Below are 24,051 nucleotides of genomic sequence, written 5' to 3' on the forward strand. Positions count from 1 at the left end.
AACTGCGATCATCTCTTTTGATGATGGCAGTTTGTTTTTAGAAAGGATTTTAAGATGATAAAGTTTGATAATGTCCAAATGGTTTATCCAAATGGTTATGTGGGGTTAAAAGATATTAATTTAGAAATTGAACAAGGTGAGTTTGTGGCAATCATCGGACTATCAGGAGCAGGTAAATCAACTTTGATTCGTTGTGTCAATCGTATGCATGACATTTCAAGTGGGACTCTGATGGTGAATGATACAAACGTTGGTAAAATAAAAGGGAAAGAAATTAGAGAATTTCGTCGTAAAATTGGGATGATTTTTCAATCATTTAATTTAATCACACGTGCGACTGTGTTAAAGAACGTCATGATTTCATCAGTTCCAGAGTTACCATGGTGGAGACGTGTATTTGGTATTTTCCCAGAAGACGTCAAAGTGACAGCACTAGAGGCTCTTGATAACGTTGGGATTTTAGACAAAGCATTTGTCAGAGTGGATCAACTATCTGGTGGGCAACAACAACGTGTGGCCTTAGCTAGAACACTAGCAAGTCATCCTGAAGTTATTTTAGCCGATGAACCAGTTGCCGCACTTGACCCTGTCACAGCGAAAACAGTTATGGATGATTTTAAACGTATCAACAAAGACTTAGATATTTCTGTATTGATTAATATTCACCATGTTGATTTGGCATTAGAATATGCTGATCGAGTCATTGGGATTAAAGAAGGACAAATCGTCTACGATGGTCCATCAGAAGACGTGACGGAAGAAGTATTATCAACCATTTATGATGGGGATAAGAAAGGAGAGTAATCATGCGTAAAAAAACGATCACTTTGCCGAATGGAAAACAAGTCGTTCAAAAAGCATCTTACACTCCGCTTATTGTGTTATTAGTTCTTATCTTTATGTATATTTCTATTCAAGTAACGCAGTTTAACTTCACGCAATTAATAACTCGTGGCGATCAGTTTTTTGTGATGCTAAAAGCTATGTTTCCACCTAAAATGGACTTTTTAAGTAAAGTATGGACACCACTTTTTGACACAATCAAAATGTCACTCTTAGGGTCACTTATTGGAGCAATTTTGGCTGTTCCATTTGCTATATTGGCTTCTAATAATATTGTAAAAAATCGCTTTGTTTCTTCTTTATTCAAACTGATTTTAAGTTTTTTAAGAACATTACCAACAATCGTTATCGCGTTAATCGCCACTTTCGTATTTGGTCTTGGAACAATGGCAGGAACTGTTGCTATTTTCATCTTTACGATTTCATATGTAGGAAAGCTAACTTACGAACAAATCGAAGCACTGGATATGTCGACATTTGAAGCACTTGAATCGATGGGACTAACTCGTTTACAAGCCTTTCGTTATAGTGTGATTCCAGCTATTTTACCATCTTATCTATCGACTTCTTTGTTTAACTTCGAAGGAAACTTACGATATGCCTCAATTTTAGGGTATGTTGGAGCCGGTGGTTTAGGTATCTTGCTGAATGAACAGTTGGGTTGGCGTGACTATGGAAACGTTGGAACGATTCTAGTAGTATTAGTTATCTCTGTTGGAATCATCGAAACAATCAGCGAATTTTTCCGTAAAAAATTACAATAGAAAAGGAAGACATATATGAATGAACGTATTTTAACTGAATTAAACAAAGAACCAAATAAGACAAAGCAATACGTTATCTTAGTAGCTGTCTTGCTTGGGGCGTTTATCTGGTCGTTGTCAGCGTTAAATTTTAATGCGATGGACGAAGGTGGCGGAAAAATCGCTGCAAACATTCTTAAAGGAATTGTCCAACCAGACACAAATTTACTATTTAACGGCACGAAACAAGGTGTGCCTTACTTATTATTTGAAACAATCTGTATTGCTTTTTTAGGAACGATTTTCGGGGCGATTTTATCCATCCCGATTGCCTTTTTAATGGCACCAAGTATCATGCCAAAACCAGTTTATCTATTCATGAGAGCTTTTGTTGTCGTGCTTAGAACAATTCCAGCTTTAGTGTATGGGTTAATGTTTATCCGTGTAACGGGACCTGGTCCATTTGCCGGTGTTATGACGATGTCTTTAACGTCAATAGGGATGGTTTCAAAACTGTATGTTGATGTGATTGAAGAAATTGATACAGGGATTTTAGAATCAATGGACTCTTTTGGCTGTACAACATTTGAAAAAATTCGTTTTGGTATTATTCCGCAGTTAATTGCAAACTTTACCTCAATAACAATTTACCGTTTTGATATGAACTTACGTGACGCCACAATTTTAGGGTTAGTAGGAGCTGGAGGTATCGGTGCACCACTTATTTTCGCGATGAATTCATATCGTTGGCACCAAGTAGGGTCTATCTTAATTGGCTTAATCGTGTTAATCTTAATTGTCGAAGTGATATCAAATTATTTGAGAGGAAAATTAGTCAATGGATAAGATTACAATTCTTTCTACTAGTGATACACATGGTTATTTGTACCCGACAGATTTTCGTGCTATCAATCAAGATTTGCCTTTTGGACTATCCAAAGCTGTCACAGCTATTAAAAAAGAACAAGATGCAAAAGACAGTACTGTTGTACTAATCGACAATGGGGACTTTTTACAAGGCTCACCAATGAGTTACTATCTTTCAAAACAAAAGAATAGTAAACAAGTCGCTGATATGATGAATTCAGTTGACTATGATGTCGGCGTTCTTGGTAACCATGAGTTTAATTATGGGGTTGAGTACTTACTTGATACAGTGAGTCAACTGAACTACCCAATCGTTTGTGCCAATATTTTGAATGACAAAAATGAGCCACTAACAGGGCAAGCATATGTGATTTTAGAAAAAAATGGGTTAAAAATTGCCGTTCTAGGACTGACAACACCTTATATTCCAAATTGGGAGCAACCTGAAACCATAAAAGGTCTGACCTTTTTATCTGCTCTTGATACAGCGAAGCAATACGTGCCGAAACTTAAAGAGGAAGCAGATATTGTCATTGTGAGTTATCATGGCGGTTTTGAAAAAGATTTGCAGACTGGTGAAGCAACTGAAAACTTAACAGGGGAAAACGAAGGCTATGATATCGTGACCCAAGTTGAGGGGATTGATGCGTTTGTTACTGGGCATCAACACCGAGTGATTGCAGAAAAAGTAAATAACACACCTGTGACTCAACCAGGCGACAAAGCCAAACATGTTGGGAAAATGACATTGATGGTAGATGAGCATAAACAAGTGACAGATTCAAAAGCTGAGCTATTATCTATGACTGACTATGTGGCTGATAAAGAAATCGTCGATAAGTTTAAACCAGTTTTAGATACTGTCGAAAATTGGTTGGATCAACCACTTGGACACATTGAAGGTGATATGACGATTAATGATCCGATGAGTGTGCGAATTAATGGGCATGCCTATATCGAATTCATTCAAGACGTGCAGATGGATGCGACAGGCGTTGATATCTCTGGTACAGCATTGTTTGATAATGACAGTAAAGGATTCCAGTCTGATGTGACCATGCGTGATATCGTGACAAATTATATTTATCCGAATACTTTAGCTGTGTTAACTGTTTCAGGGCAAGATTTGAAAGATGCACTTGAACAAAGTGCGGAGTATTTTGCTCTTAATGAGGATGACGAAATTGTCGTGAGTGACAAATTCTTATACCCGAAAACAGAGCATTACAACTATGATATGTATAGTGGTGTTGGCTATAAAGTTATCGTATCAAATCCTGTAGGGCAACGTGTTGTTGAACTGACTTATAAAGGTAAGCCAGTTGAGATGACTGATGAACTTGACATCGTGATTAATCAATACCGCGCAGTTGGGGGCGGAAATTACGCGATGTTTGATGCGTCAAAAATGATTAAAGAAGTGACAGTTGATATGACTGAACTTATTTCAAACTTTTTACAAGCCCATCCAAATTATGAAGCCAAAACAACGTTTGACTTTAAAGTAGAAAAATAAAACCTAACCTTATCATTCTTAAAATTTTAATGATACATCTTTACCGGCTAGCTAACACTAGTCGGTATTTTTGCGTTAATCACTTATTTTTGACACCTTTGTTAAATCTAGTTATACTTAATTTAACAAACCATTAGGAGATGAAAATCATGGAAACAGTTGCTAGAAAAATAGGTAATTCTGTTGGCGCCATCTTTCCTAAAGATATTTCGCCTGAAGTTGGCGAAACGTTTACTATTTCAAAAGTAGGCGATGCCTATATTTTGAAACCAAAAAAAGAAGACATTTTTAAACATGCTGATGATTGGGCAGGATTTAGAGAATCAGTGACAGAAGAAGACACTGAATGGGATATCATGGCTTCTCAAGGAGACGAGCACTAGATGGATGCACCGAAACAAAAAGATATTGTCTGGATGGATTTTGATCCGTCAAAAGGAAAAGAAATCAAAAAACGTCGTCCAGCCTTAGTTGTGAGTCGCGATGAGTTCAATCGACATACTGGATTTTGTTTGGTGTGTCCCATCACATCAACAAACCGGGAATATTCGACTTACATCAGTATCAAACACCCGCAAAAAATTGAAGGTGAAGTGGTCGCACATCAATTACGCTCGATTGATTATACAACCAGAAATTTAGAGATTATTGAACAGTGTGATATGCTAACGTGGATTGAAGTAACGGAAGTCATTGATATGTTTATATAACTAATAGATAGATAAAACTCTTAGACTGGTGCTAAGAGTTTTTATTTTGGGAAAATCAAGACAAGGAGTCAGTAACTAGGATATAATGAATGACGAAAAAAGAGGGTTAATATGACGATTGATCGTTTTTTTTAAAGATGGAAAGCTGACGACAATTCCTCGAAAAACAAAAGATAAAACATTATTATTTGAAAAAATAAGTGACCAATTTGAAGAGAACACAGATTACACTGAAAGAGAAATTAACGATATCTTAAAAAACTTTTACGATGATTCTGCGATTTTAAGACGATTTTTAATAGATAATTGTTATTTGGTAAGATATGATTACGGGAGTACTTATCAGAAGAAAAGCAAAGAAGAATGAGTAGTAACAGTGATTTACGGACATGTAAACAATAGGATACATGTTGATATATCGGCAATGTCATCAAATGTAGACAGACAATTTATTATTTTATGATGTACTCTTAATTTTACTAGGAGGATTAAAAATGAACTTTAGTAAGCAATTAAAAAAATATCGGGAGCTTTATGGCTTTTCTCAAGAAATCTTAGCAGAAAAAATTTATGTCACACGTCAAACAATCTCAAAATGGGAAAACGATAAAAGCTATCCTGATATTCATAACCTATTGGCTTTAAGTATACTTTTTGATATCACCCTAGATGAATTAGTCAAAGGGGACATGAGAATAATGAAAAATGTAGTAGAAAATGAGAAATTGGAAAAAAATACAAAAGGGATGCTAGTATTTATTATATTATTGCTAGTAATTGGTGTGCCTTTTGCAGTCGTTTATGATGGGATAAAAGCTTTAATTCCTTTTTTAATTTTCTCGATAGGTCTGATGTATTATGCGATAAAGATAGAAAAAGCGAAGAAGAAACACAATATCAAAACCTTTAGAGAAATTATTGCCTTTTCTGAAGGTGATACCACGTTAGAAGAGTTACAAAAAGCTCGTAGCACAAAAGACAATATCAAAGAAAAAATCTTGGTAGTTGGCGCATTTTCAGTTGTTATAGTTATTTTAGCTATAGTTATTAAGTATCTCACGGTATTTATGATGAAATTTTTTTAGAGTATGTGAGGATGACTCAAAAGTCTTAAAATAGAAAAACCCAATGAAATCAGTTTATTAAAACACTGACTGCATGGGGTTTCTATTTTGTTAGTTTAGTGATTTTTATTTAAAAACTTACTTTTGGGTCAGCCTCTTTTTATTTTGTCTTTTCGATAAGATTTACAATGATTATTGCTATGACAGCTCCAATTAGTGATAGTCCAAAACCTAATACAATGTCGCGAAAGACTTCTGTTAAACAATAAAACCCGATAATAAAAGCGATAACCATATAAAACCATTGTATTTTACTGATGTGCATATCAGACACCTCATTTAGTTGTTTTCTTGATTGTAACAGATAGTTTTGTATGATGTATGTTTATTTTAATTATTTTCATACTTTAGGTTGATTTAAAAAACGGTAGTTTCATATATAATCAAAATATAGGAGCGTGTTTATGATGGCAATGATAATTAGTATAACACTAACAGTGCTTTTTCTAGCGCTTAAAAAAGATAGTGTGGCAAAAGGTTATGTAGGTTGGAGTATATTGTTTGTCATGTATTTAAGTATTTTATTGGTTGATGTGGTTGGGTTTACGAGTATCAGCCAATTAAGTCAACTATCGCAACGTGTTGGAACAATAGTCAATCCTTCTATTATTTGGATTCCATTTAGCCAAGGATTTGATATTAGTAGTGCCTTAAATATTTTAGTGTTTATTCCGTTTGGCATGGCACTAGTTGTCATGTGGCGAGTATTTCAATCTGCTATGCAAACATTTCTCGTTGGATTATCATTTTCGTTATTAATCGAAATTGGGCAGATTTTTACGATGTATCGTCAAACAGATGTTAATGACTTATTGATGAATACATTAGGAGTGATGATAGGCTGGATGATTGGGAAATATATTTTAAAATGGCGCATCCAAAGAAATGATGGAAAAAATGTTGACTGGCTTGTTTACTTACTGATTTCTGTGTGTTGTGCATTTATATTTTGATTAGATTAAATATGGTATAATAATTAAAAAGAGATGAGGGTTTGATTATGACAGACAAAAAGCTCTTAAAATCAGAAAAAATACGGTTAAAAAATGATAAGTTGCGTGCAAAAGGTAAAGATCCGTTAAAAGGGTGGGGTAGGATGGTTAATACCGGATTAGGTGGTATAAATAAAGGTGCTTCTGTTGAAAATAGAGCCAGTATGATGGATACAAAGGATTTCATTAAGGATTTGCAAAAAGAAATAGCTAAAGAAGTGGAAAATAAAAACAAATAAATTTCTGTTAGGATGATAATTTTGAAAAAGGAAACGAAATAAATTGGCAAAGTACTCATTTCAACTGGACTCGTGCTAGTGTCACTATTAGCTTTTCCTAAAAAAAGTGAGTGATGGTTATTGGTGATTCATGAATATAAAAACTACTTCCAATATAACTGGCAACTTAATGGTTGTCAGTTTTTTTGATAATCAATTTTTTAATAGGTTAATTGTAGAATCAAGTTAGCCACCCTAAAATAATAAAAAACATCATGGTAAAAATCATGTATCATTGAAGTATCCACCTTTTGATATAAGTGAAAAAATATTTAAAATATTATTATAAGTTTTTTATGACAATGTAATAAGGTATAATAAATATAAATTGGTGCTTTAATAATTTTTTAAGTATGGTTAATAATTTTAATATATAGGGGATGTTAGCAATGGATAGTAAAGAAGTAATTTTAGAGTCTGAACATAAAATAGATAGCTTTAAAAAAAGTAATGAATTAGCAATAAAGAAGAATATTAATCAAGAAATTAAAAAGGTTCAAGATTCAGTGTCAGAAGATATGTGGGATAAAGAATTAACTAATAAGATAGAAGACGAAGTTAATGTTAAGCTAACAGAATTAAATAATAGTATAGATATAAATCCAACAGCTTTATATTACTCTCTGAAAGCTGAAACAGCACTTAATCCAGATATAAGTGAAAAACAACTTACTTTGCAAGCTTTTAAATTTTTGGTAAGTAAAACTAATAATAAATTTTTAAAAAAAATATTAAAGGACAAAGTTAATAAACTAGAAAAGGATAAATAAAATGGAGATTATAAAAAAGACAGGCATTAAAATAGGTAAAGCGATTATTAATATTATTTCTTCTCAAATTGTAAAATATACATCGAGTGAAGAATTTAAAAAAAGAGTCAGTGAAATGCTGGATGAAACAGTAGGAATGATTGTAAAAGCTGTAATGAAAGAATTAAATACAAAGTGATTTGATAAAAAATTAAAATTATTTGATATGTTGTTAAATTTATGAATTACGGCTAAAGATAAAGTTAGTATTAAAGCTAAAATATTTATAAATTTTATTGAATTTGACAGGAAATGAAGCTATCATTCACATACTTTAAAAAAGAAGTGAATGATATGCATGGTAAAAAAAGAAATTAGTGCAACAGAATTGATTAGAGAAAAGTTACCTGTAATTCTAAAGAGCAAGTTTGAAGACGGTGCAACGTTTGATGTTTTATGGGATGAACTATATAAAGATAAATCATTGAAAAAAGTGATGATTAATGAAAATGGTGAAAAGAGGTTAGGGTTGCTACAAGGGTTAAGTAATCGGATAAAAGCGAATAAAGAAGACAATTTAATGATAGTAAAAAAGAGGATGGAAAAAATTATTTTTACTTTTATGATAATACCTTAGATAAGTTATCAAAATTAACAAGTATATATGTGGATTCAGTTCACGAAATTAGAGCAAATAGTGATGTGAAAGATTTGGATAAGGAAAGAAGTGAGAAGTTAGAAAAATATTTAAAACTAACATCTGAATTACAATTATTATCAGCAACAAAATCAATGTAAATAAGTAGAAAAGAGAATCGATGATTTTAAGAGAATTCAAAAAGACTAACATGGAATTCATTATTGTATAAAGTATGAATTGTAATATTGCCAAAAATTACGAACTCAAAATTTTGTATCATAGTTCATTTTTTATAATGTGATACCTTTATTGGTAAAAATATGAGTATAAAAACGCCGATTGTAAAATTAAGCTAGACAACTAAAAAATCATTTGTGATACACTCAAATTGTATTTCCAACCAAAGAAAACAAGGAGAGTGATCACAAATGACCTATACACATCTTACTACAGACGAGCTAGTTTTGATAGAAGCTTATTACCATCAAAATAAAAAAGGAACATACGTTGCGAAACAATTGAAACGAGCAAAACAGACTATCTATAATGTTTACAAAGCTTTTGATGAGGGATTATCTGCACTAGATTACTATAAAAGATACAAAAATAATAAAAAGAATTGTGGCAGGCGTCCTATTTCTTTATCTGATAATGAAACAGAATACATTCAAAAGAAGGTTGTTCAAGGATGGACTCCAGATGTCATTATTGGTCGTGCTGAGTTTCCTATCTCATGTTCTATCAGTACTCTTTATAGATTATTTAAGCAAGGACTGTTTGATTTGACCGCATTACCTATGAAAGGTAAAAGGAAAGCGAATGGTTATAAAGAAAAAAGAGGTAAACAAGCCTTTAAAAGAACCATCCATCAACGTAATAAGGACTATCAACTCTTTAATAATGAATTTGGTCACCTTGAAGGTGACACAATTGTTGGAAAACATCATAAAAGTGCTGTTATCACACTCGTTGAAAGACTATCGAAAGTGATTATTACGTTAAAACCAATAGGCAGACGAGCAATAGATATCGAAAATAGTTTAAATAATTGGTTTAAAAAGTTTCCATGCCATCTATTTAAATCAATCACATTCGATTGTGGTAAAGAATTTTCTAATTGGAAATCAATCAGCAATCTAAATGATATTGATATTTATTTTGCCGATCCAGGAACACCATCACAACGTGGCTTAAATGAAAACTCTAATGGGTTATTACGTAAAGATGGATTACCTAAACAAATGGATTTCAACAAAGTTGAGGAATCTTTTATCCAATCTATCGCTTCTAAAAGAAATAATATTCCTAGAAAATCATTAAACTATAAAACACCATTGGAAGTATTTTTGAGTTATGTAGACAACGATATTTTGTCTAGCTTAATTTGACAAATGAAAAAATTAAAAGGAGATGCATGATAATGACTAAAAGTTTAGAAACCCCACATTTAAAATTAAGAAAAATGACTGTAGCTGATGCTACTGAGGTTTTTGAGAACTGGACAAGTTCTGAGGTAGTTGCTAAATATTTAACATGGGAACATCACACGTCAATAGAAATTACAGAAGAATATTTAACTTATGAAGAAAAAAATAGACGTGAAGGGTGGGGCATTGTTTTAAAAGAAACTAATCAATTGATTGGTAACATAGCAGTTGTTGATGACAAAAAGCAACTCAAAACAAAAACAATAGGATATGTTTTAGGTGAAAATTTTTGGAATAAAGGATATATGAGTGAAGCCTTAACAAGAGTGATTGATTTTTTATTTGAAACAACAGATGTGAATCGAATTGAAGCTGAACATGATGTAAATAACCCAAGTTCTGGGCGCGTTATGGAAAAATCAGGTATGTTATTCGAAGGTATTTTTAGGGAAGCGGGATTGAATAATCAAGGTATCGTTGACGTAGCTGTTTATAGTGTACTACGCTCTGACTATTTAAGATAATCTTGACATAGCTTAAATAAAATAAAGGTCTTGTAATAGATTCTAAGACCTTGTCTATATAATATTAGATTATGTTAACTCTGACAAACTTTAAATTTTTACCCTATATTAAGTTAAAAGAGGCTGACCTAGAAGTCTTAAAATAGAAAAAATCCCGGCTCTATAATTAATGAAATAAGGGTGTTGGGATAAAAAGAGTAAAAGGAGTTGAGTTATGAGAGAGAGCAGTAAAATATTATTAGACAAGTATCAAGTGAGAAAATCGACGCAACAAAAAGAAGTCTTTGCAGATTGGATATCATCTCATTTGAAAGAGTATGGTTATGATGTGAAACGAGATAATTATTCTAAAAACGGAACAAATTTAGTCGTTGGAGACATTGATAAAGCTGATGTGATGTTGACAGCTCACTATGATACGCAAGCCAACTTTTATTTTCCAATTTTCATGGGATTTAGTAACTGGATTTCGTTTTTTCTTAGTCAGTTGTGGACGTTGATTCCAATGATTTTAGTATTGATTGTGATTGTTGTCATATCAAATGTATGGCATCTTGATTTAGGTGCGAAGCTGATTATATCACTCCTTGGATTGTTTGGTTATAATATGTTTGTGTCATACAGTGCTGCCAATAAACACACGGCTAATGACAATACATCAGGTGTTGCCACTCTTTTAAGTATTATGGAGGATCTACCAATTGAGTTGAGAGAAAAGGTTTGTTTTGTCTTTTTTGATGAAGAGGAAAGTGGCTTGATTGGTTCAATGGCTTTTAATAAAAAACATAAAAACATTATCAATGAAAAACCAATGATTAATTTTGACTGTGTGAGTGATGGGGAAACGTTGTATTTTGTAACGAAAAAACAATTTAGAGAGTCATTTTTTTCTGACTTATTAGAGTTGTCTGTCGTGACAACGTTAAAGGATAGTTCTAAAGACTATCAATTTGGCTCGGCTTTTAAAAATGTGTATACTTCTGATCAGATTTTTTATAAAAATAGTGTGGGTGTTTGTGCTGCTAAAAGAGCGCCACTATTTGGTTACTACATAGATAGAGTCCATACTAAGAGAGATACGATATTTGATCCTGAAAACATCAGACTGTTATCACAAATCATGATTGTTTTTCTTCATAAAATATAAGCGTCATAGAAAAAATCAAATTAAACGAGGTAGAGTGGAGAAATGAAGGATTATTTATTAGAATTAAGAAAAGAGGTTGGCAATAGACCATTAGTAGTAGCTGGCGTATTAGGTTTGTTAATAGAAAATAATGAGCTGTTGTTAATTAAACGAAGTGATAATGGATTATGGGGTTTACCAGCTGGTTCTATTGAACTATATGAATCACCTTATACAGCCATGTGTCGAGAATTATTTGAAGAAACAGGCTTAAAAACAAAAGAATCTGATCTTGAATTGTTAAATGTATTTGGCGGTAAAACGCAAACTTATACCTATCCTAATGGAGATGTTTGTTCTTTTGTGTCAATCAGTTTTTACATAAAAGCTTATTCACAACATATTGTCAAAGTAACAAGTGAGACAAAAGACTGTCGTTTCTTTTCTTTAAAAGAGCTACCAAGTGATATAGCTCGTCATGAAATGGAGATTATTAATGATTTTTGTGATCACTATTTATCTTCCATATAAAATATAAGAAATATGCTCACTTAAGAAAGTAAAAGAATTCCATGACATCCGTTTACTAACACACTGATGTCATGGAATTTCTGTATTTAATAACTAATATGTTAATTGATTATTTAAAGTCTATCACTATTTTAAACGTATTTTTATCTGTCACATTGATAGTTATCCGCCAATGATTTTTTTCGGCTACTTGTTTTACGATGTATAAGCCTAAGCCTGTTCCACCAGTTTTTTTATCTCGGCTATCATCAAAGCGATAAAAAGGTTCAAATAGTTGTTCGATTGATTGAATATCAATTGGAAGGCAGTCATTTTCTACAATCAACTGATGATTAGCTAGCGTTATAGCAACTGTTTTTCCGTAAGGGGTGTACCTAAATGCATTGCTCAAAACGTTTGATATAACTTGGTCAACCATCAAGCGATTACCCTCGATATAGTCTTGCTTATCAAGATTTATGGTGATGATGTATTCTCCTAAATCTCCAAGCAATCGATAGGTTTCTAATTGATTTTCGATTAACTCAGCTAGGCAAATGGTTTCTTTTGTGTGGTGCACAGAATCAAGTGTGTCTAACGACGTGACTGATAAAATATTTTGGATCAAATCTGCTTGTTCTTTTAACAGTTTTTGGCAAACTAGAAGATAGGTATCACGATCTTTAAATTTTCCCACATTATAAATCATGCCATCAACAATACCAGTCATACCAGCGAGTGGTGTTTTTAATTCATGGGAGGCCATTCGCATAAAATTCGATTTTGATTGTTCAGCTTGTTCAACTTTTTTTATTTCTTGTTTGAGCATCGAAATCGTTTCTAAATGAGTATTATAGAGTTTGTTGATATTATCAGCTAGTTGTGAAATTTCATCATTGCCCGATACATCACACATAATATCATGCCTTAATTCGCGCATATCAGTTGTTTTATCCATCAATTTCAATATTCGTTTAGTTGAGTGTTTGCTGTAAAGAAATGCAGCCAGACTTCCAAGTATCAGTGCCATCAGCAATAGAAAAGGATACAAACGGATTAGGACATCTCTTGCATCGGTTATTTGTTGCAATGAATATTGGGCTACTACATCAAGTTTTTGTCCTTTATTAGTGACAATTGTTTTATTAATGATATTCGAGTAATACAATAAGTCAGAACTATCGACGGATAGAATGATATCTTCCTGGAAATTAATAAAGTCTGGAAATATAATTAAATTATTTTTATCAGAAACAGTAAAATTCAAATTGTTATCTTTTAAAAATTGTTTTGTTAAAAACTCGACAATTTCGTCTGTTGATTTGCCGTCAATTTGGGTTATAACATCATCGACCGTTTTGGCCGCTTTTTTTTCTTGTGTATAGAGATAATACTTTGGCATACTGACATATAAAATAGCTAAAAGAAGAGTCGTAACGAGAAAGATAATGGTAGTCGTGTATAAAAAATTTTTGGTAAATAACTTCATCCCAATACCTCAATGATAAATCCTCTTCCTTTAATCGTTTTTAATGGTAATGAAGGTAATTTTTTGCGAATATTTTTTATATGATTGTCTAAAATTCGGTCATCAGAGAAATAATCATAACCCCAAACATGGTTTAGTAGCTGTTCACGAGAGACAACTTTCCCCATATTTTCCCCAAGTTTTAGTAAAATACCAAATTCTTTTTCGGTAAAGCTGACTTTACTTTTTTCGTATAAAACTTCCAAACTGTCTTTTTTTATTTGAATATCAGGTGTTATGTGTATCAATGGTTCTTCAATAACTTTTTGGTATTTCAAGGCGTTTTCTATCCGTTTCATCAAGACAAGAGGGGAGAATGGCTTGACAACGTAATCGCTGATTTCTTGATTAAAACTCGCTAATTGAGTGATGTCATCACCCAAAGCTGTCAACATAATTACTGCGACATTTGATGTTTCACGAATGGATTTTAAAACAGTCAAACCATCTATTTCCGGAATCATAATATCTAATAAAACTAAATCAAATGGTTGCTGTTCAAACACGTTTAGAGCTTCTTTACCACTTGTTACTGAAGTTGCTTTGTAACCATGTTCTGTCAGAAACTCAGTTATCACTTGGTTAATCACCGGGTCATCTTCAACAACTAAAATATCCGCCATATCCTTCCCTCCTGAATATTGATTTTAAAACTACTTTTTATGAACGATTATTCAAATGCTATTGCTATAATCATACTTATTATAGCATATGCTATAAGTATTTCATTCGTATAGTTTTCCATTAGAAATTCGATACGTTACATCCGCTATTTTTTCTAATTCTAAATCATGTGTCACACAAATAACGCACTTTTGTTCTTGGTGAGCTAAGTCTTTAAGCAGATCGATGATGAGCTGGCTAGTTTCTGTATCTAGGCTTCCTGTCGGTTCGTCAGCAAAAATAATTTTATCATCACTTGCGATGGCGCGAGCGATGGCAATTCGTTGTTGTTGACCACCTGATAGTTCAGCACATTTTCGAGTCATTTGTTCGTGTGTGATATCAACTTTTTCGAGCATCTCTTTGGCTTTCCGTTTTTTATTTCCTCTGTATCCTTGAATGTCTAAGGCTAAAACAATATTTTGAATGGGAGTTAAGTAGTTTATCAAATTAAATGATTGAAACACGATACCGCATTTTTTACGATACTGTCTTAGATTCATATTTTTTAATGATTGACCTTCAAATAAAATATCGCCATCTTGTAATGATGAGAGTCCTGATAATAGTGAGAGTAGGGTGGTCTTTCCGCTACCAGACTTACCAATAATGGCATACATATTTCCCGACTCAAATGTTGCATTTATGTCAGTCAATACTTCCGAGTAAAGATATTTAAACGTTATATTTTTAGCTGTTAACATAATATTCCTCCTTAAAGTTTGTTATTCAGTTCTTAGTAAGATTGTTTTTGGGTCTTTTCTAAGTAACATTAATAGTGGCACAGTTGTAGCAATGAGTAAAATAGCAAAGATAATACCTAAAGATATGAGTATTGTATTGGATTTTAGGGTTTTGATGGATATGCTATCAATAGGCTCTTTTTCTTCTTCTTCAATCATATTGGGTTGAACTATCATTTGTCCGTTATTAATTTGGTTATTATTAGTATTTGAGTTTTCTTTTGCTTGTTCTACTGTATTGGAAAGTATTTGGTTTCCAACTGTATTTGCAATAGGTTGACTAACTCCAACTGCTATCGAGAAAGATATGAATAAAATGATTGTAGACTCTAGTATCGCTTGTATCATAATCCCAACAGAAGATTCACCAAGCGAAGAAAGTAATCCGAACTCAAAAATCCTATCCTTAAATGAAAATAACATAAATAAAAATAAGATAATGAGTGTGGTAATCGTTCCTAATAGTATAACGATATTGGCGATATTTGATAATTGATCAATAGAAGCGGTCATATTAGAAATTTGATCCTTATCAGAAATAAATTTTGTATATGTCCAATCATAATTGAATTCTTTTTTTATCTTTGAAATAATTGTGTCAATTTTATCAGAACTTGTTAATTTCAATTTAATAAAGTCATAATTCATTTGATGTTTAGACGGATCGTCTAATTTAATGGTATCTTCAGCGACTTTTGTTGTTGTATAGATTTTATTTACTTCTTTTTCCATAGGGTCTACAAAGTTCATTGGATTTGAATCTGTTTGTTTCTTGGGTTCTAAGTAATCAAACAATCCAACTATAGTACAATCAACAGGTTTGCTTGATGAGTAGCCACCATTAATTTTATACGTATCTCCAATTTTAAGATTATTTGTTTCAGCTAATTTTTTTGAAATAACAACGGGATTTTTTTTAGTTGATTTATAGGGTGCTTCACCTTCAACTAAAGATGCATAGCCGTTCTTAAACGAATCAACTTGGTTGAAATTATCAACACCAAATAAATACTGAGTAGGTGTTTTATATCCATCGGGCATGCCACTTTCTTGTATATTTCCCATCATTTTTTTTCTTCTTCTGTTAAAACTAGCTGATAGTCTGAGTTGATGTAACTCTTACTTTCGACTTCGACATTTTTCACTTCAGGCATTTTTTTTAATTTACTTACCATTGATGCATTAAACTCTGGTGTAGCATCTATTTTCCCAGCATTTTGTGCCGACATAAAATCTGTTTGTAAGGTTACTTCTGCCTTGATTTGTTTTTTTGCTTGTATAGAAGATTGTTTTACTGCTGATTTAATTGATATTCCTGTGATAACGGTGATGCTTATCAATAAAAATAAAAAAAATAAAATAAGATTTTTTTTCTTTTGATTGGTGATATTCCACCAAGTCCTTTTTAATAGTTTCAAAAAATCACTCCTTTTTGTATTTGTGGTTTGATAATATCAAATTAGTTTGTAGTTTCTATAAGTCCAATCTGTAGATTGTCTGTAGATTTAGTTCATATTAGGTATGCTTTTTAATGATTGACAACGCTTTAATATCGTGATAACATTTAAATGAGTTCATTATGTTATTACTTCGGGTAAGCATTGGTGGATGCTTAAATGTTTTTTCTTATAATAATTTGGAAGTTATCACGAGAGTGAGCTAAGACCTATTTACATCATTTTTTGAATGATTAAATGGGATTTTTTTGTTTAAAATAGGAGATTGACTATGATCATAGAAAGAGTATTAAATAATAATACCGTTATCTCATCTAATGGTAAGGGATTAGATATATTGTTAATGGGTAAAGGTATCGCTTTTGGCAAAAAGAAAGGTTCCGAGGTCGAGATGGACCAAGTGGAAAAGACATTCATTTTGCAGGATAAAAATAATCAAAACAAATTTACAGAATTGTTGATAAATGTGCCGATGGAGTATGTTTTAGTTTCTGAAAAAATTATTAATTTTGGAAAAATAAAACTTGGTAAGGCTCTAAATGAAATAATTTATATTAATTTGACGGATCATATACACTCAACTATTGAAAGATACAAAGATGGCATTATTTTAAAAAACCCATTAGTTTGGGATATAGCCAGATTTTATCCAGATGAGTATACAGTAGGAGAGAAAGCACTCGCTATTATTAAATCAGATTTAAACGTCGAATTAGAAATAGATGAAGCTGCATTTATTGCTTTACATTTTATTAATGCTTCTGATAGTAAAAGTAATGAGTATGCGTACGAAATTACGAGTATTACAAAGAAAATAGATGAAATCGTAAAAGAGCATTACAATACTGAATTTGATGAATCATCTCTTGACTATTACAGATTTATAACGCACGTCAAGTTCTTCGCACAAAGATTATTAGCAAAAGAGCATTATGATGATGAAGATGATGAGTTGCTTGAAACATTAAGAATGAAGTATGAAAATGAGTATACTTGCTCGATAAAAATAAAAGAGTATATTTTGCAAGATTATAAATATGAGTTAAGTGCAACAGAGTTAGTTTATCTAACGGCGCATATTAGAAGAATAACCAAAAATTTAAGTTAAAAAATAGGATTGTTATCTTAACAGAGCATGACCTATTACTAGGATACTAGTTATGGGCCATGCTTTTAATATTTTATGGAGGGAAAAATCAATGGATTACAAGAAAACATCTCAAGATATATATGAAGCTTTAGGGGAAGATAAAAATATTACTTCGGTAACTCACTGTATGACACGTCTGAGAGTAAAGTTAAAAGACTCTACTTTAGTAAATGATGATGACGTTAAAAATATTCCTGGTGTTATGGGAGTGATGAAAAAAGGGGGACAATATCAAATTGTTTTAGGGAATGATGTGAATAAATACTATAAAGAATTTATCAAACTAGGTCATTTCGAAACTGGTGAATCTGACAACGAGCCTAAAGAAAAAACTTCAGTTTTAAATAGTATCGTCGATGTTATCACAAGTTGTATGTCGCCACTTATTCCAGCATTAATTGGTGGTGGTATGATTAAAGTTTTATTAATTGTTTTACCAATGATTAATCTTTTAAGTAAAGACTCTCAGACTTTTAATGTCTTGACTTTCTTCGGGGATGCCCCATTTTATTTTATTCCCATAATGTTAGCCTACACTGCAGCACAAAAATTTAAAGTTCAACCTATGCTGGCTGTCACTGTAGCAGGTATTATGCTGCATCCTAATTTTGTTGCGATGGTTGCTGAGGGTGATCCCCTAAGTATTTTTGGTTTACCTATTACTTTAGCATCATATGGTTCATCCGTTATTCCAATTTTGATTGTAGTATGGCTCATGAGCTATATTGAAAGATTTTTTGATAAGATTATTCCAACAGTTATTCAAAGTTTTGCTAAACCTTTATTAGTCATTATTGTTTCAGGAGTATTAGCTTTAGTTGTCATTGGTCCATTGGGAACATTTGTGGGTGAGGGATTATCTACTATTATGATTTGGCTTCAAGATAAAGCTGGATGGTTAGCATTAGGATTGATGGCAGCCTTTATGCCTCTGATTGTCATGACAGGTATGCATTGGGCATTTGCACCAATATTTTTAATTGCATCATTTCAAAATCCAGACATGCTTATATTGCCAGCGATGTTAGCTTCAAATATTGCGCAAGGAGCGTCTGCTCTTGCTGTTTCATTTAAATCAAAAAACAAAACGACTAAACAAACGGCTTTAGCTGCAAGTTTATCTGCATTAATAGCTGGGGTAACAGAACCTGGTTTATATGGCATTGCATTGAAATTTAAGAAACCATTATATGCTTCAATGCTTGCTTCAGGAATAATGGGTGTATTTGCTGGTTTTGTCAATCTGGAATCATATGCCTTTGCCGTTCCATCTTTTGTGTCCATTCCTCAATTTATTGGTGAAAATGGAAATTCAAATATTATTAATGCTTTGATTGTGGCTATTGGTTCGTTTATTCTGTCATTTGTATTTACATGGATTTATGGGTTTAATGAGGATAATACTGTACAAACTAAAAAAGAAACTAATGAAACTAGTAGTAAACAAGATATTCCTGTTAGTAGTGATCCAAAAAAAGTATACTCACCAGTGGTTGGTCAACTAACTTCATTAGAAAAAGTAAATGACCCAACATTCTCAGAAAAAATCATGGGAGATGGAGTAGCAGTAATACCAGAAAGTAACACAATCGTATCCCCTTTTAACGGAACGGTAACAGCTGTTTTTCCAACCAAACATGCTATAGGTTTAACAAGCGATTCAGGTATTGAGTTGTTGATTCATATAGGTATTGATACTGTTGAATTAAATGGCCAACATTTTGAAGCATTTGTTAAGTCAGGTGATAAAGTTGAACGAGGACAAAATTTGATTGACGTAGACATAGAAAAAGTGAAGGAAGCCGGTTATGACATTGTTACGCCAATTATCGTAACAAACACGTCTAACTATATAGACGTTGTCGTACCAAAAGATTCGGGCGAAGTATCTAATAATGATGCTATTTTATATACAATATAAGGAGGAATAGTTGAAATGAATTTTCCAAAAGATTTTTTATGGGGCGGTGCAATAGCTGCCAATCAAGCAGAAGGAGCTTATAATGAGGGAGGAAAGGGTTTATCTGTTCAAGATGTTACACGAAAAGGTTGGCAAGAGCCACCACAAGAATTTCCAACTGAAGATAACTTAAAGTTAAAAGGGATAGATTTTTATCATAGATATAAAGAAGATATTAAGCTATTTGCTGAGATGGGGTTTAAAGTTTTTAGACTCTCAATTTCTTGGCCTAGAATTTTTCCAAATGGCGATGAAAGTACCCCGAATGAAGAAGGATTAAAGTTTTATGACGATGTATTTGATGAATGTTTAAAATATGGTATTGAGCCTCTTGTCACCTTGTCTCATTACGAAACACCACTTCATTTAACTCGAGAGTACAATGGATGGAAAAATCGAAAAGTAATTGATTTTTTTGAAAAATATGTAGAAGTCGTTTTTAAACGTTATAAAAATAAAGTGAAATATTGGCTAACATTTAATGAAATTAATTCTATCACTCATGTGCCTTTTTTGAGCGGAGGAATCAATACACCTAAAGAAGAATTAACAAAAGAAGATATCTATCAAGCGATTCATCATGAATTAGTTGCTAGCTCTCGTGCTGTCAAAAAATGTCATGAGATTATACCAGATGCTCAAATTGGTTGTATGATTTTAGGTGTCCCTATTTACCCATTAACACCTAATCCAGCTGATGTTTGGAAATCTGTTGAATCAGAAAGAGAAAACTATTATTTCTCAGATATTCAAGTGAGAGGGTATTACCCAAGTTATACGAAACGATTCTTTAAAGAAAACAATATTAATTTAACTATCACTGAACAAGACAAAGAAGATTTAAAAAATACAGTAGATTTTATTTCATTTAGTTATTATATGAGTGCCTGTGCTTCAGCAGACCCTACAAAAAAACCTGGTAAAGGAAATATTATTGGCGGGGTTCCAAATCCATATTTAGATGCTAGTGAATGGGGTTGGCAAATTGATCCACTTGGCTTAAGAATCTATTTAAATCAATTATATGATAGATATCAAAAACCTGTCTTTATTGTTGAAAATGGTTTAGGTGCTATTGATGAATTAGTCACTTTAGATGATGGAACAAAAACAGTTATTGATAATTATAGAATTAATTACATGAATGATCATCTTGTTGAAGTAAGTGAAGCGATAGAAGATGGTGTTGAAGTTATGGGATATACTTCTTGGGGGTGTATAGATTTAGTCAGTTTTACAACTGCTGAAATTCGTAAACGTTATGGCTTTATCTACGTCGATCGAAACGATGATGGAAGCGGAACAATGACGAGATACAAAAAGAAAAGCTTTGATTGGTATAAAAAAGTAATCGAAACAAATGGAGAGTCGTTACAAACGAAATAGATATGAGAGACTACATGTTATCTGATGTAGTCTCTTTTTATTAATGACTTTAGTCAGTTGAGCACGAAATCGTGCGAAACAGAAAAACCACGCGTATTGCGCGTGGAAGAAATAGCTTTAGCGTTAAGAAACTCCTTTCGATATACTAAAAAGTGGCTACCAACCGCAATAAGAGTATCGAAAGGAGTTTCTTTATGTCTAATGACGATAAAAGTTTAGCACACACAAGGTGGAATTGTAAGTATCATTTAGAATTTACCCCAAAATATAGAAGGAAAGTAATTTATGGGGAGTTAAGGAAAGATATAGGAAAAATATTGAGAAAGTTATGCGAGATGAAAGATGTAGAAATAATAGAGGCACACGCAATGCCAGATCATATTCATATGCTAGTAAAAATACCTCCAAAACAATCGGTGTCAGGTTTTATGGGATTTCTTAAAGGAAGAAGTGCTGTCTTAATTCATGAGCAACACGGAAATTTGAAATATAAATATGGAAATAAAAGTTTTTGGTCTAAAGGATATTATGTGAGTACTGTGGGATTGAATCAGAAGACAATCCAAAAATATATTCGAGAACAAGAGTCTGATGATAGAGTAAGAGATAGTATAAGTAAACGTGAATACATGGATCCATTTAAAAAATAGAAAGTTTCTCGAATTGCGGTTGGCGGTCTTTTAAAAGGCTCTCTTTAGAGAGTATGTAGGTAATGAGCCCTTCTAGGGCTATTAAAAAGCCACCCGTTTTCACGGGTGGATATTTACTGTTATTTAATTAAACTATTTTTATGAAGCGGATTGATGAAAATGGATAAATGTAAACTAGTTATTTTAATGGAAATGCTAACAGATTCTGGAGATATCATAGTATACGCAATGACCTCAAAGGGGGAACTAAAAGCAACAACAGTAGCAAGTCCTGAAAAAAAGTCCTATTGTGCCCTTATAGCTAGTTTGCCTTTAAAATACTTATTTGATAAAATTCAATTAAGTAAAAAATGTTTATTTATTCTATTTGTTCATAAATAGTTGTATTTATAAAATAAATTACTATAAGGAGTTTATACATTGGAAAAAGACTATTATGTGTTGAAACCAGAATTACAATCTGATAAAGCGACGCAAGACTATGTTGGGGAAGTTTTAAAGGAACAAGAAACGGATTTTTATAAGCAACAATTATCACTAGAGCGTGATTATTGTTTTTGGTTAGAATATAAACAAACAGCTAAGCCACATTCTCTTGAACACTATATGACAATGGCTCACACGCTGACAAATGCGGATACACTCGGTTCAGCTGCAACGCAATCATTTATTTTAAACGAAGAGGATACTTTACATATCCATACTGTGAAGGTGATTAGAAATGGTCAGGTCATAGATAAACTAGCAGATTGTGACATTAAAGTAATGGATTATATTGGCGATTCATCCTCTCCGGGTGTTTTCAATAACGACAAACAAGTCACCATTTTAATCCCGAATTTGCGATTAAACGATGTTTATATAATGGAAACAACGCGAGTTAAAGAATATAAGCACGATAGTTTGAAAAATATATTCTTTCGTGATTCTTATACCTACCCAACTGATTACTGGGCTTATGGTAAATATAGGTTTAGATTGCTTAATCAAACAGGTAGAACGATTGAGGCAAACTATCATTATTTTAGAGATGAAGAGGATAGAATATTAGAAAAAGATAGTGTGTTTATTGAAAACGAGGATTCGTTTGTTATTGATAAGACAAATTACATTGGCGAGCCGATTAAAAACAATCAAATCACACCATTCATAGATTTCTCTACGAAAATGAGTTATGAAGTTATTACAACAGAAGTTGCTAAAATATATGATGGTATTTATCAGCACAAATTTGAAACGTTTGGCGAAGAGCTGATTAAGGAATTAGATTCCCAACCAACGATGGATGACAAAATTAAACTGGCCATCGATTTTGTGCAAAAAGAAGTTTATTATTTATATAATGAAGTGGAGATGGATGGCCATATTCCACAGCTTCCTGATAAAACGTTCAGTCGTAGACAAGGTGATTGTAAGGCAAAAACTGTGCTATTAAAAGTCATTTTAGATTATCTTGGGGTTGAATCAAATGTGGTGTTAGTAAATTACAGAGCCGATATCTTTTTACCAGTGTACACACCTTCTCCATTAATATTTAATCATGCGATTTTGAAGATTTATTACAATGATACAGTTTATTTTGTAGATGCTACATTGAACGAAGATTATGGTTATTTAGGCAGACGACAAAAAGACAGCTTTATTTATTATTTAGAAATCAAACCAAACACCACATTGCAAATTCAAGACCCATTTATCAATGATTTGCCAGATATTGAAGAAGTGATTCATATTGATGTGTTAGATGATAAAGCAACGTTATCTATGGAAAGTAAATTACGAAAAAATAGTGCCAATACGTTACGTAGCTCATTTAAAAATCAAACCAAACGTGATATTATTCAACGATTTATGGATTCTGTTCACTACAATATGAAGTTATTTAATAATTTTGATGCCAATGATATTCATGATTATTTTTCAGATGCAACCATTGATATTCAAAAAGACGATAAAAATCTGAATGAACTGTCGATTTTATTTAAAACAACGATTGATAATCCATATCTCAAAAATAATACAAAAAAGAAGTATCTTCTTTACTGGGACAGAGTTTACTTTATAAATGATGACATTGATGATTATCATCATGAAGACTTTCCACTATGGGTTGATCGTCCATCTGTCAAAATGCAGGTTCATCTCTTTACCGATAAAAAAATCGATCAAAATGAGTATTACACTAATAAAGAAGCCGAACTGACATCTAAGTACTTAAACCATTCGATTAAAAAGAAAATCGAACCAAATGGCGCGTCAATATTCATTAATCACGAAACGTATCGAAACTTGCCAATTTCTGGTGAAGACTTAGAAGAATATGCCAAAACAAACAAAGAGATTTTAGATAGTAACTTGACTGTCGGCATTGATATTCTGCCAGAATCCATGTTTTCAAAAATCAAAAATATATTCAAATAGCGATAAAAGACCCCATCAACTTATCAGTTTTGGTGGGGTTATAT

Annotated in this window: 29 protein-coding genes; 24 read left to right on the forward strand and 5 right to left on the reverse strand. The window is 32.4% G+C overall.

The annotated features are described in order from the left end of the window. The first annotated feature begins 54 nt into the window (after nt 1-54). The 18 genes from phnC to BW731_RS11645 all read left to right on the forward strand — a co-directional run bounded on the left by phnC (nt 55) and on the right by BW731_RS11645 (nt 12,070). Nucleotides 55-804: a phosphonate ABC transporter ATP-binding protein gene (gene phnC, locus BW731_RS11570; protein WP_079348340.1), complete on the forward strand. Its 750-nt coding sequence runs from the start codon at nt 55-57 to the stop codon at nt 802-804. Nucleotides 805-806: 2 nt separating this feature from the next. Beyond that, nucleotides 807-1,607, forward strand: a complete 801-nt coding sequence (gene phnE, locus BW731_RS11575) for a phosphonate ABC transporter, permease protein PhnE (RefSeq protein WP_079348342.1) — start codon at nt 807-809, stop codon at nt 1,605-1,607. Nucleotides 1,608-1,622: 15 nt separating this feature from the next. Beyond that, a complete protein-coding gene (phnE, locus tag BW731_RS11580; protein ID WP_079348344.1) occupies nt 1,623-2,432 on the forward strand; it encodes a phosphonate ABC transporter, permease protein PhnE in 810 nt (269 codons plus the stop codon). Beyond that, nucleotides 2,425-3,969 carry a bifunctional metallophosphatase/5'-nucleotidase gene (locus tag BW731_RS11585; protein WP_079348346.1) on the forward strand — a complete coding sequence of 515 codons (1,545 nt, stop codon included), beginning with the start codon at nt 2,425-2,427 and terminating at the stop codon, nt 3,967-3,969. Before phnE (BW731_RS11580) ends, BW731_RS11585 begins: the two co-directional genes overlap by 8 nt. A 149-nt stretch (nt 3,970-4,118) precedes the next feature. Further along, nucleotides 4,119-4,352, forward strand: a complete 234-nt coding sequence (locus BW731_RS11590) for an AbrB/MazE/SpoVT family DNA-binding domain-containing protein (RefSeq protein WP_079348348.1) — start codon at nt 4,119-4,121, stop codon at nt 4,350-4,352. Further along, complete coding sequence (locus BW731_RS11595; protein WP_079348350.1) at nt 4,353-4,679, forward strand: type II toxin-antitoxin system PemK/MazF family toxin; 327 nt, start codon at nt 4,353-4,355, stop codon at nt 4,677-4,679. A 118-nt stretch (nt 4,680-4,797) separates the two neighbouring features. Beyond that, nucleotides 4,798-5,046: a DUF2087 domain-containing protein gene (locus BW731_RS11600; RefSeq protein ID WP_233120508.1), complete on the forward strand. Its 249-nt coding sequence runs from the start codon at nt 4,798-4,800 to the stop codon at nt 5,044-5,046. Between the two features lie 127 nt (nt 5,047-5,173). Further along, complete coding sequence (locus tag BW731_RS11605) at nt 5,174-5,764, forward strand: helix-turn-helix domain-containing protein (RefSeq protein WP_079348352.1); 591 nt, start codon at nt 5,174-5,176, stop codon at nt 5,762-5,764. 443 nt (nt 5,765-6,207) lie between these two features. Next, complete coding sequence (locus tag BW731_RS11610; RefSeq protein WP_079348354.1) at nt 6,208-6,756, forward strand: VanZ family protein; 549 nt, start codon at nt 6,208-6,210, stop codon at nt 6,754-6,756. A gap of 47 nt (nt 6,757-6,803) precedes the next feature. Beyond that, nucleotides 6,804-7,034: a hypothetical protein gene (locus BW731_RS11615; protein ID WP_079348356.1), complete on the forward strand. Its 231-nt coding sequence runs from the start codon at nt 6,804-6,806 to the stop codon at nt 7,032-7,034. A 428-nt stretch (nt 7,035-7,462) separates the two neighbouring features. Continuing rightward, nucleotides 7,463-7,843 (forward strand): hypothetical protein, encoded by a 381-nt coding sequence (locus BW731_RS11620; protein WP_079348358.1) that lies wholly within the window; start codon nt 7,463-7,465, stop codon nt 7,841-7,843. Nucleotide 7,844: 1 nt separating this feature from the next. Continuing rightward, nucleotides 7,845-8,021 (forward strand): hypothetical protein, encoded by a 177-nt coding sequence (locus BW731_RS12755; RefSeq protein WP_198931948.1) that lies wholly within the window; start codon nt 7,845-7,847, stop codon nt 8,019-8,021. Nucleotides 8,022-8,180: 159 nt separating this feature from the next. Continuing rightward, entirely contained in the window at nt 8,181-8,459 is a 279-nt protein-coding gene (locus tag BW731_RS11625) for a hypothetical protein (protein WP_079348360.1), read from the forward strand. Between the two features lie 29 nt (nt 8,460-8,488). Further along, entirely contained in the window at nt 8,489-8,620 is a 132-nt protein-coding gene (locus BW731_RS13005; RefSeq protein WP_269844060.1) for a hypothetical protein, read from the forward strand. A gap of 270 nt (nt 8,621-8,890) precedes the next feature. Next, nucleotides 8,891-9,850, forward strand: coding sequence for an IS30 family transposase (locus tag BW731_RS11630; RefSeq protein WP_079348362.1), 960 nt, complete (start codon nt 8,891-8,893; stop codon nt 9,848-9,850). Between the two features lie 32 nt (nt 9,851-9,882). After that, the gene (locus BW731_RS11635) at nt 9,883-10,413 is read left to right on the forward strand and encodes a GNAT family N-acetyltransferase (protein WP_079348364.1); all 531 of its coding nucleotides are present in this window, start codon (nt 9,883-9,885) and stop codon (nt 10,411-10,413) included. Between the two features lie 214 nt (nt 10,414-10,627). Next, nucleotides 10,628-11,560 carry a M28 family peptidase gene (locus BW731_RS11640; RefSeq protein ID WP_079348366.1) on the forward strand — a complete coding sequence of 311 codons (933 nt, stop codon included), beginning with the start codon at nt 10,628-10,630 and terminating at the stop codon, nt 11,558-11,560. Between the two features lie 42 nt (nt 11,561-11,602). Continuing rightward, nucleotides 11,603-12,070: an NUDIX domain-containing protein gene (locus tag BW731_RS11645; RefSeq protein ID WP_079348368.1), complete on the forward strand. Its 468-nt coding sequence runs from the start codon at nt 11,603-11,605 to the stop codon at nt 12,068-12,070. Between the two features lie 109 nt (nt 12,071-12,179). Here BW731_RS11645 and BW731_RS11650 read toward each other — a convergent pair whose 3' ends face one another. The 5 genes from BW731_RS11650 to BW731_RS11670 all read right to left on the reverse strand — a co-directional run bounded on the left by BW731_RS11650 (nt 12,180) and on the right by BW731_RS11670 (nt 16,401). Then, complete coding sequence (locus BW731_RS11650; protein ID WP_079348370.1) at nt 12,180-13,538, reverse strand: sensor histidine kinase; 1,359 nt, start codon at nt 13,536-13,538, stop codon at nt 12,180-12,182. Further along, the gene (locus BW731_RS11655) at nt 13,535-14,200 is read right to left on the reverse strand and encodes a response regulator transcription factor (RefSeq protein ID WP_079348372.1); all 666 of its coding nucleotides are present in this window, start codon (nt 14,198-14,200) and stop codon (nt 13,535-13,537) included. Before BW731_RS11655 ends, BW731_RS11650 begins: the two co-directional genes overlap by 4 nt. Before the next feature lie 102 nt (nt 14,201-14,302). Beyond that, the gene (locus BW731_RS11660) at nt 14,303-14,944 is read right to left on the reverse strand and encodes an ABC transporter ATP-binding protein (protein WP_079348374.1); all 642 of its coding nucleotides are present in this window, start codon (nt 14,942-14,944) and stop codon (nt 14,303-14,305) included. A gap of 21 nt (nt 14,945-14,965) precedes the next feature. Beyond that, a complete protein-coding gene (locus BW731_RS11665; protein ID WP_233120510.1) occupies nt 14,966-16,048 on the reverse strand; it encodes an ABC transporter permease in 1,083 nt (360 codons plus the stop codon). Then, entirely contained in the window at nt 16,048-16,401 is a 354-nt protein-coding gene (locus BW731_RS11670) for a hypothetical protein (protein WP_079348378.1), read from the reverse strand. The genes BW731_RS11665 and BW731_RS11670 overlap by 1 nt, the downstream gene beginning before the upstream one ends. Before the next feature lie 310 nt (nt 16,402-16,711). Between BW731_RS11670 and licT the strand changes: the two genes are divergently transcribed. The 6 genes from licT to BW731_RS11700 all read left to right on the forward strand — a co-directional run bounded on the left by licT (nt 16,712) and on the right by BW731_RS11700 (nt 24,007). Next, a complete protein-coding gene (licT, locus tag BW731_RS11675; protein ID WP_079348380.1) occupies nt 16,712-17,548 on the forward strand; it encodes a BglG family transcription antiterminator LicT in 837 nt (278 codons plus the stop codon). 91 nt (nt 17,549-17,639) lie between these two features. Further along, nucleotides 17,640-19,511: a beta-glucoside-specific PTS transporter subunit IIABC gene (locus BW731_RS11680; protein WP_079348382.1), complete on the forward strand. Its 1,872-nt coding sequence runs from the start codon at nt 17,640-17,642 to the stop codon at nt 19,509-19,511. 15 nt (nt 19,512-19,526) lie between these two features. Next, entirely contained in the window at nt 19,527-20,936 is a 1,410-nt protein-coding gene (locus BW731_RS11685) for a glycoside hydrolase family 1 protein (protein WP_079348384.1), read from the forward strand. A gap of 194 nt (nt 20,937-21,130) precedes the next feature. Further along, the gene (gene tnpA, locus BW731_RS11690; protein WP_079348385.1) at nt 21,131-21,586 is read left to right on the forward strand and encodes an IS200/IS605 family transposase; all 456 of its coding nucleotides are present in this window, start codon (nt 21,131-21,133) and stop codon (nt 21,584-21,586) included. A 153-nt stretch (nt 21,587-21,739) separates the two neighbouring features. After that, nucleotides 21,740-21,967 (forward strand): hypothetical protein, encoded by a 228-nt coding sequence (locus tag BW731_RS11695; RefSeq protein WP_079348387.1) that lies wholly within the window; start codon nt 21,740-21,742, stop codon nt 21,965-21,967. A 39-nt stretch (nt 21,968-22,006) separates the two neighbouring features. Beyond that, nucleotides 22,007-24,007: a hypothetical protein gene (locus BW731_RS11700; RefSeq protein WP_079348389.1), complete on the forward strand. Its 2,001-nt coding sequence runs from the start codon at nt 22,007-22,009 to the stop codon at nt 24,005-24,007. Nucleotides 24,008-24,051: the final 44 nt, after the last annotated feature.

This window comes from Vagococcus martis (assembly GCF_002026305.1).
Classification (GTDB): Bacteria; Bacillota; Bacilli; order Lactobacillales; family Vagococcaceae; genus Vagococcus; species Vagococcus martis.

Coding starts and splice junctions, on each gene's coding strand:
- phnC (WP_079348340.1), top strand. CDS start 55: ATGATAAAGTTTGATAATGTCCAAATGGTTTATCCAAATGGTTATGTG.
- phnE (WP_079348342.1), top strand. CDS start 807: ATGCGTAAAAAAACGATCACTTTGCCGAATGGAAAACAAGTCGTTCAA.
- phnE (WP_079348344.1), top strand. CDS start 1,623: ATGAATGAACGTATTTTAACTGAATTAAACAAAGAACCAAATAAGACA.
- BW731_RS11585 (WP_079348346.1), top strand. CDS start 2,425: ATGGATAAGATTACAATTCTTTCTACTAGTGATACACATGGTTATTTG.
- BW731_RS11590 (WP_079348348.1), top strand. CDS start 4,119: ATGGAAACAGTTGCTAGAAAAATAGGTAATTCTGTTGGCGCCATCTTT.
- BW731_RS11595 (WP_079348350.1), top strand. CDS start 4,353: ATGGATGCACCGAAACAAAAAGATATTGTCTGGATGGATTTTGATCCG.
- BW731_RS11605 (WP_079348352.1), top strand. CDS start 5,174: ATGAACTTTAGTAAGCAATTAAAAAAATATCGGGAGCTTTATGGCTTT.
- BW731_RS11610 (WP_079348354.1), top strand. CDS start 6,208: ATGATGGCAATGATAATTAGTATAACACTAACAGTGCTTTTTCTAGCG.
- BW731_RS11615 (WP_079348356.1), top strand. CDS start 6,804: ATGACAGACAAAAAGCTCTTAAAATCAGAAAAAATACGGTTAAAAAAT.
- BW731_RS11620 (WP_079348358.1), top strand. CDS start 7,463: ATGGATAGTAAAGAAGTAATTTTAGAGTCTGAACATAAAATAGATAGC.
- BW731_RS12755 (WP_198931948.1), top strand. CDS start 7,845: ATGGAGATTATAAAAAAGACAGGCATTAAAATAGGTAAAGCGATTATT.
- BW731_RS11625 (WP_079348360.1), top strand. CDS start 8,181: ATGGTAAAAAAAGAAATTAGTGCAACAGAATTGATTAGAGAAAAGTTA.
- BW731_RS11630 (WP_079348362.1), top strand. CDS start 8,891: ATGACCTATACACATCTTACTACAGACGAGCTAGTTTTGATAGAAGCT.
- BW731_RS11635 (WP_079348364.1), top strand. CDS start 9,883: ATGACTAAAAGTTTAGAAACCCCACATTTAAAATTAAGAAAAATGACT.
- BW731_RS11640 (WP_079348366.1), top strand. CDS start 10,628: ATGAGAGAGAGCAGTAAAATATTATTAGACAAGTATCAAGTGAGAAAA.
- BW731_RS11645 (WP_079348368.1), top strand. CDS start 11,603: ATGAAGGATTATTTATTAGAATTAAGAAAAGAGGTTGGCAATAGACCA.
- BW731_RS11650 (WP_079348370.1), bottom strand. CDS start 13,538: ATGAAGTTATTTACCAAAAATTTTTTATACACGACTACCATTATCTTT.
- BW731_RS11655 (WP_079348372.1), bottom strand. CDS start 14,200: ATGGCGGATATTTTAGTTGTTGAAGATGACCCGGTGATTAACCAAGTG.
- BW731_RS11660 (WP_079348374.1), bottom strand. CDS start 14,944: ATGTTAACAGCTAAAAATATAACGTTTAAATATCTTTACTCGGAAGTA.
- BW731_RS11665 (WP_233120510.1), bottom strand. CDS start 16,048: ATGGGAAATATACAAGAAAGTGGCATGCCCGATGGATATAAAACACCT.
- licT (WP_079348380.1), top strand. CDS start 16,712: ATGATCATAGAAAGAGTATTAAATAATAATACCGTTATCTCATCTAAT.
- BW731_RS11680 (WP_079348382.1), top strand. CDS start 17,640: ATGGATTACAAGAAAACATCTCAAGATATATATGAAGCTTTAGGGGAA.
- BW731_RS11685 (WP_079348384.1), top strand. CDS start 19,527: ATGAATTTTCCAAAAGATTTTTTATGGGGCGGTGCAATAGCTGCCAAT.
- tnpA (WP_079348385.1), top strand. CDS start 21,131: ATGTCTAATGACGATAAAAGTTTAGCACACACAAGGTGGAATTGTAAG.
- BW731_RS11695 (WP_079348387.1), top strand. CDS start 21,740: ATGAAAATGGATAAATGTAAACTAGTTATTTTAATGGAAATGCTAACA.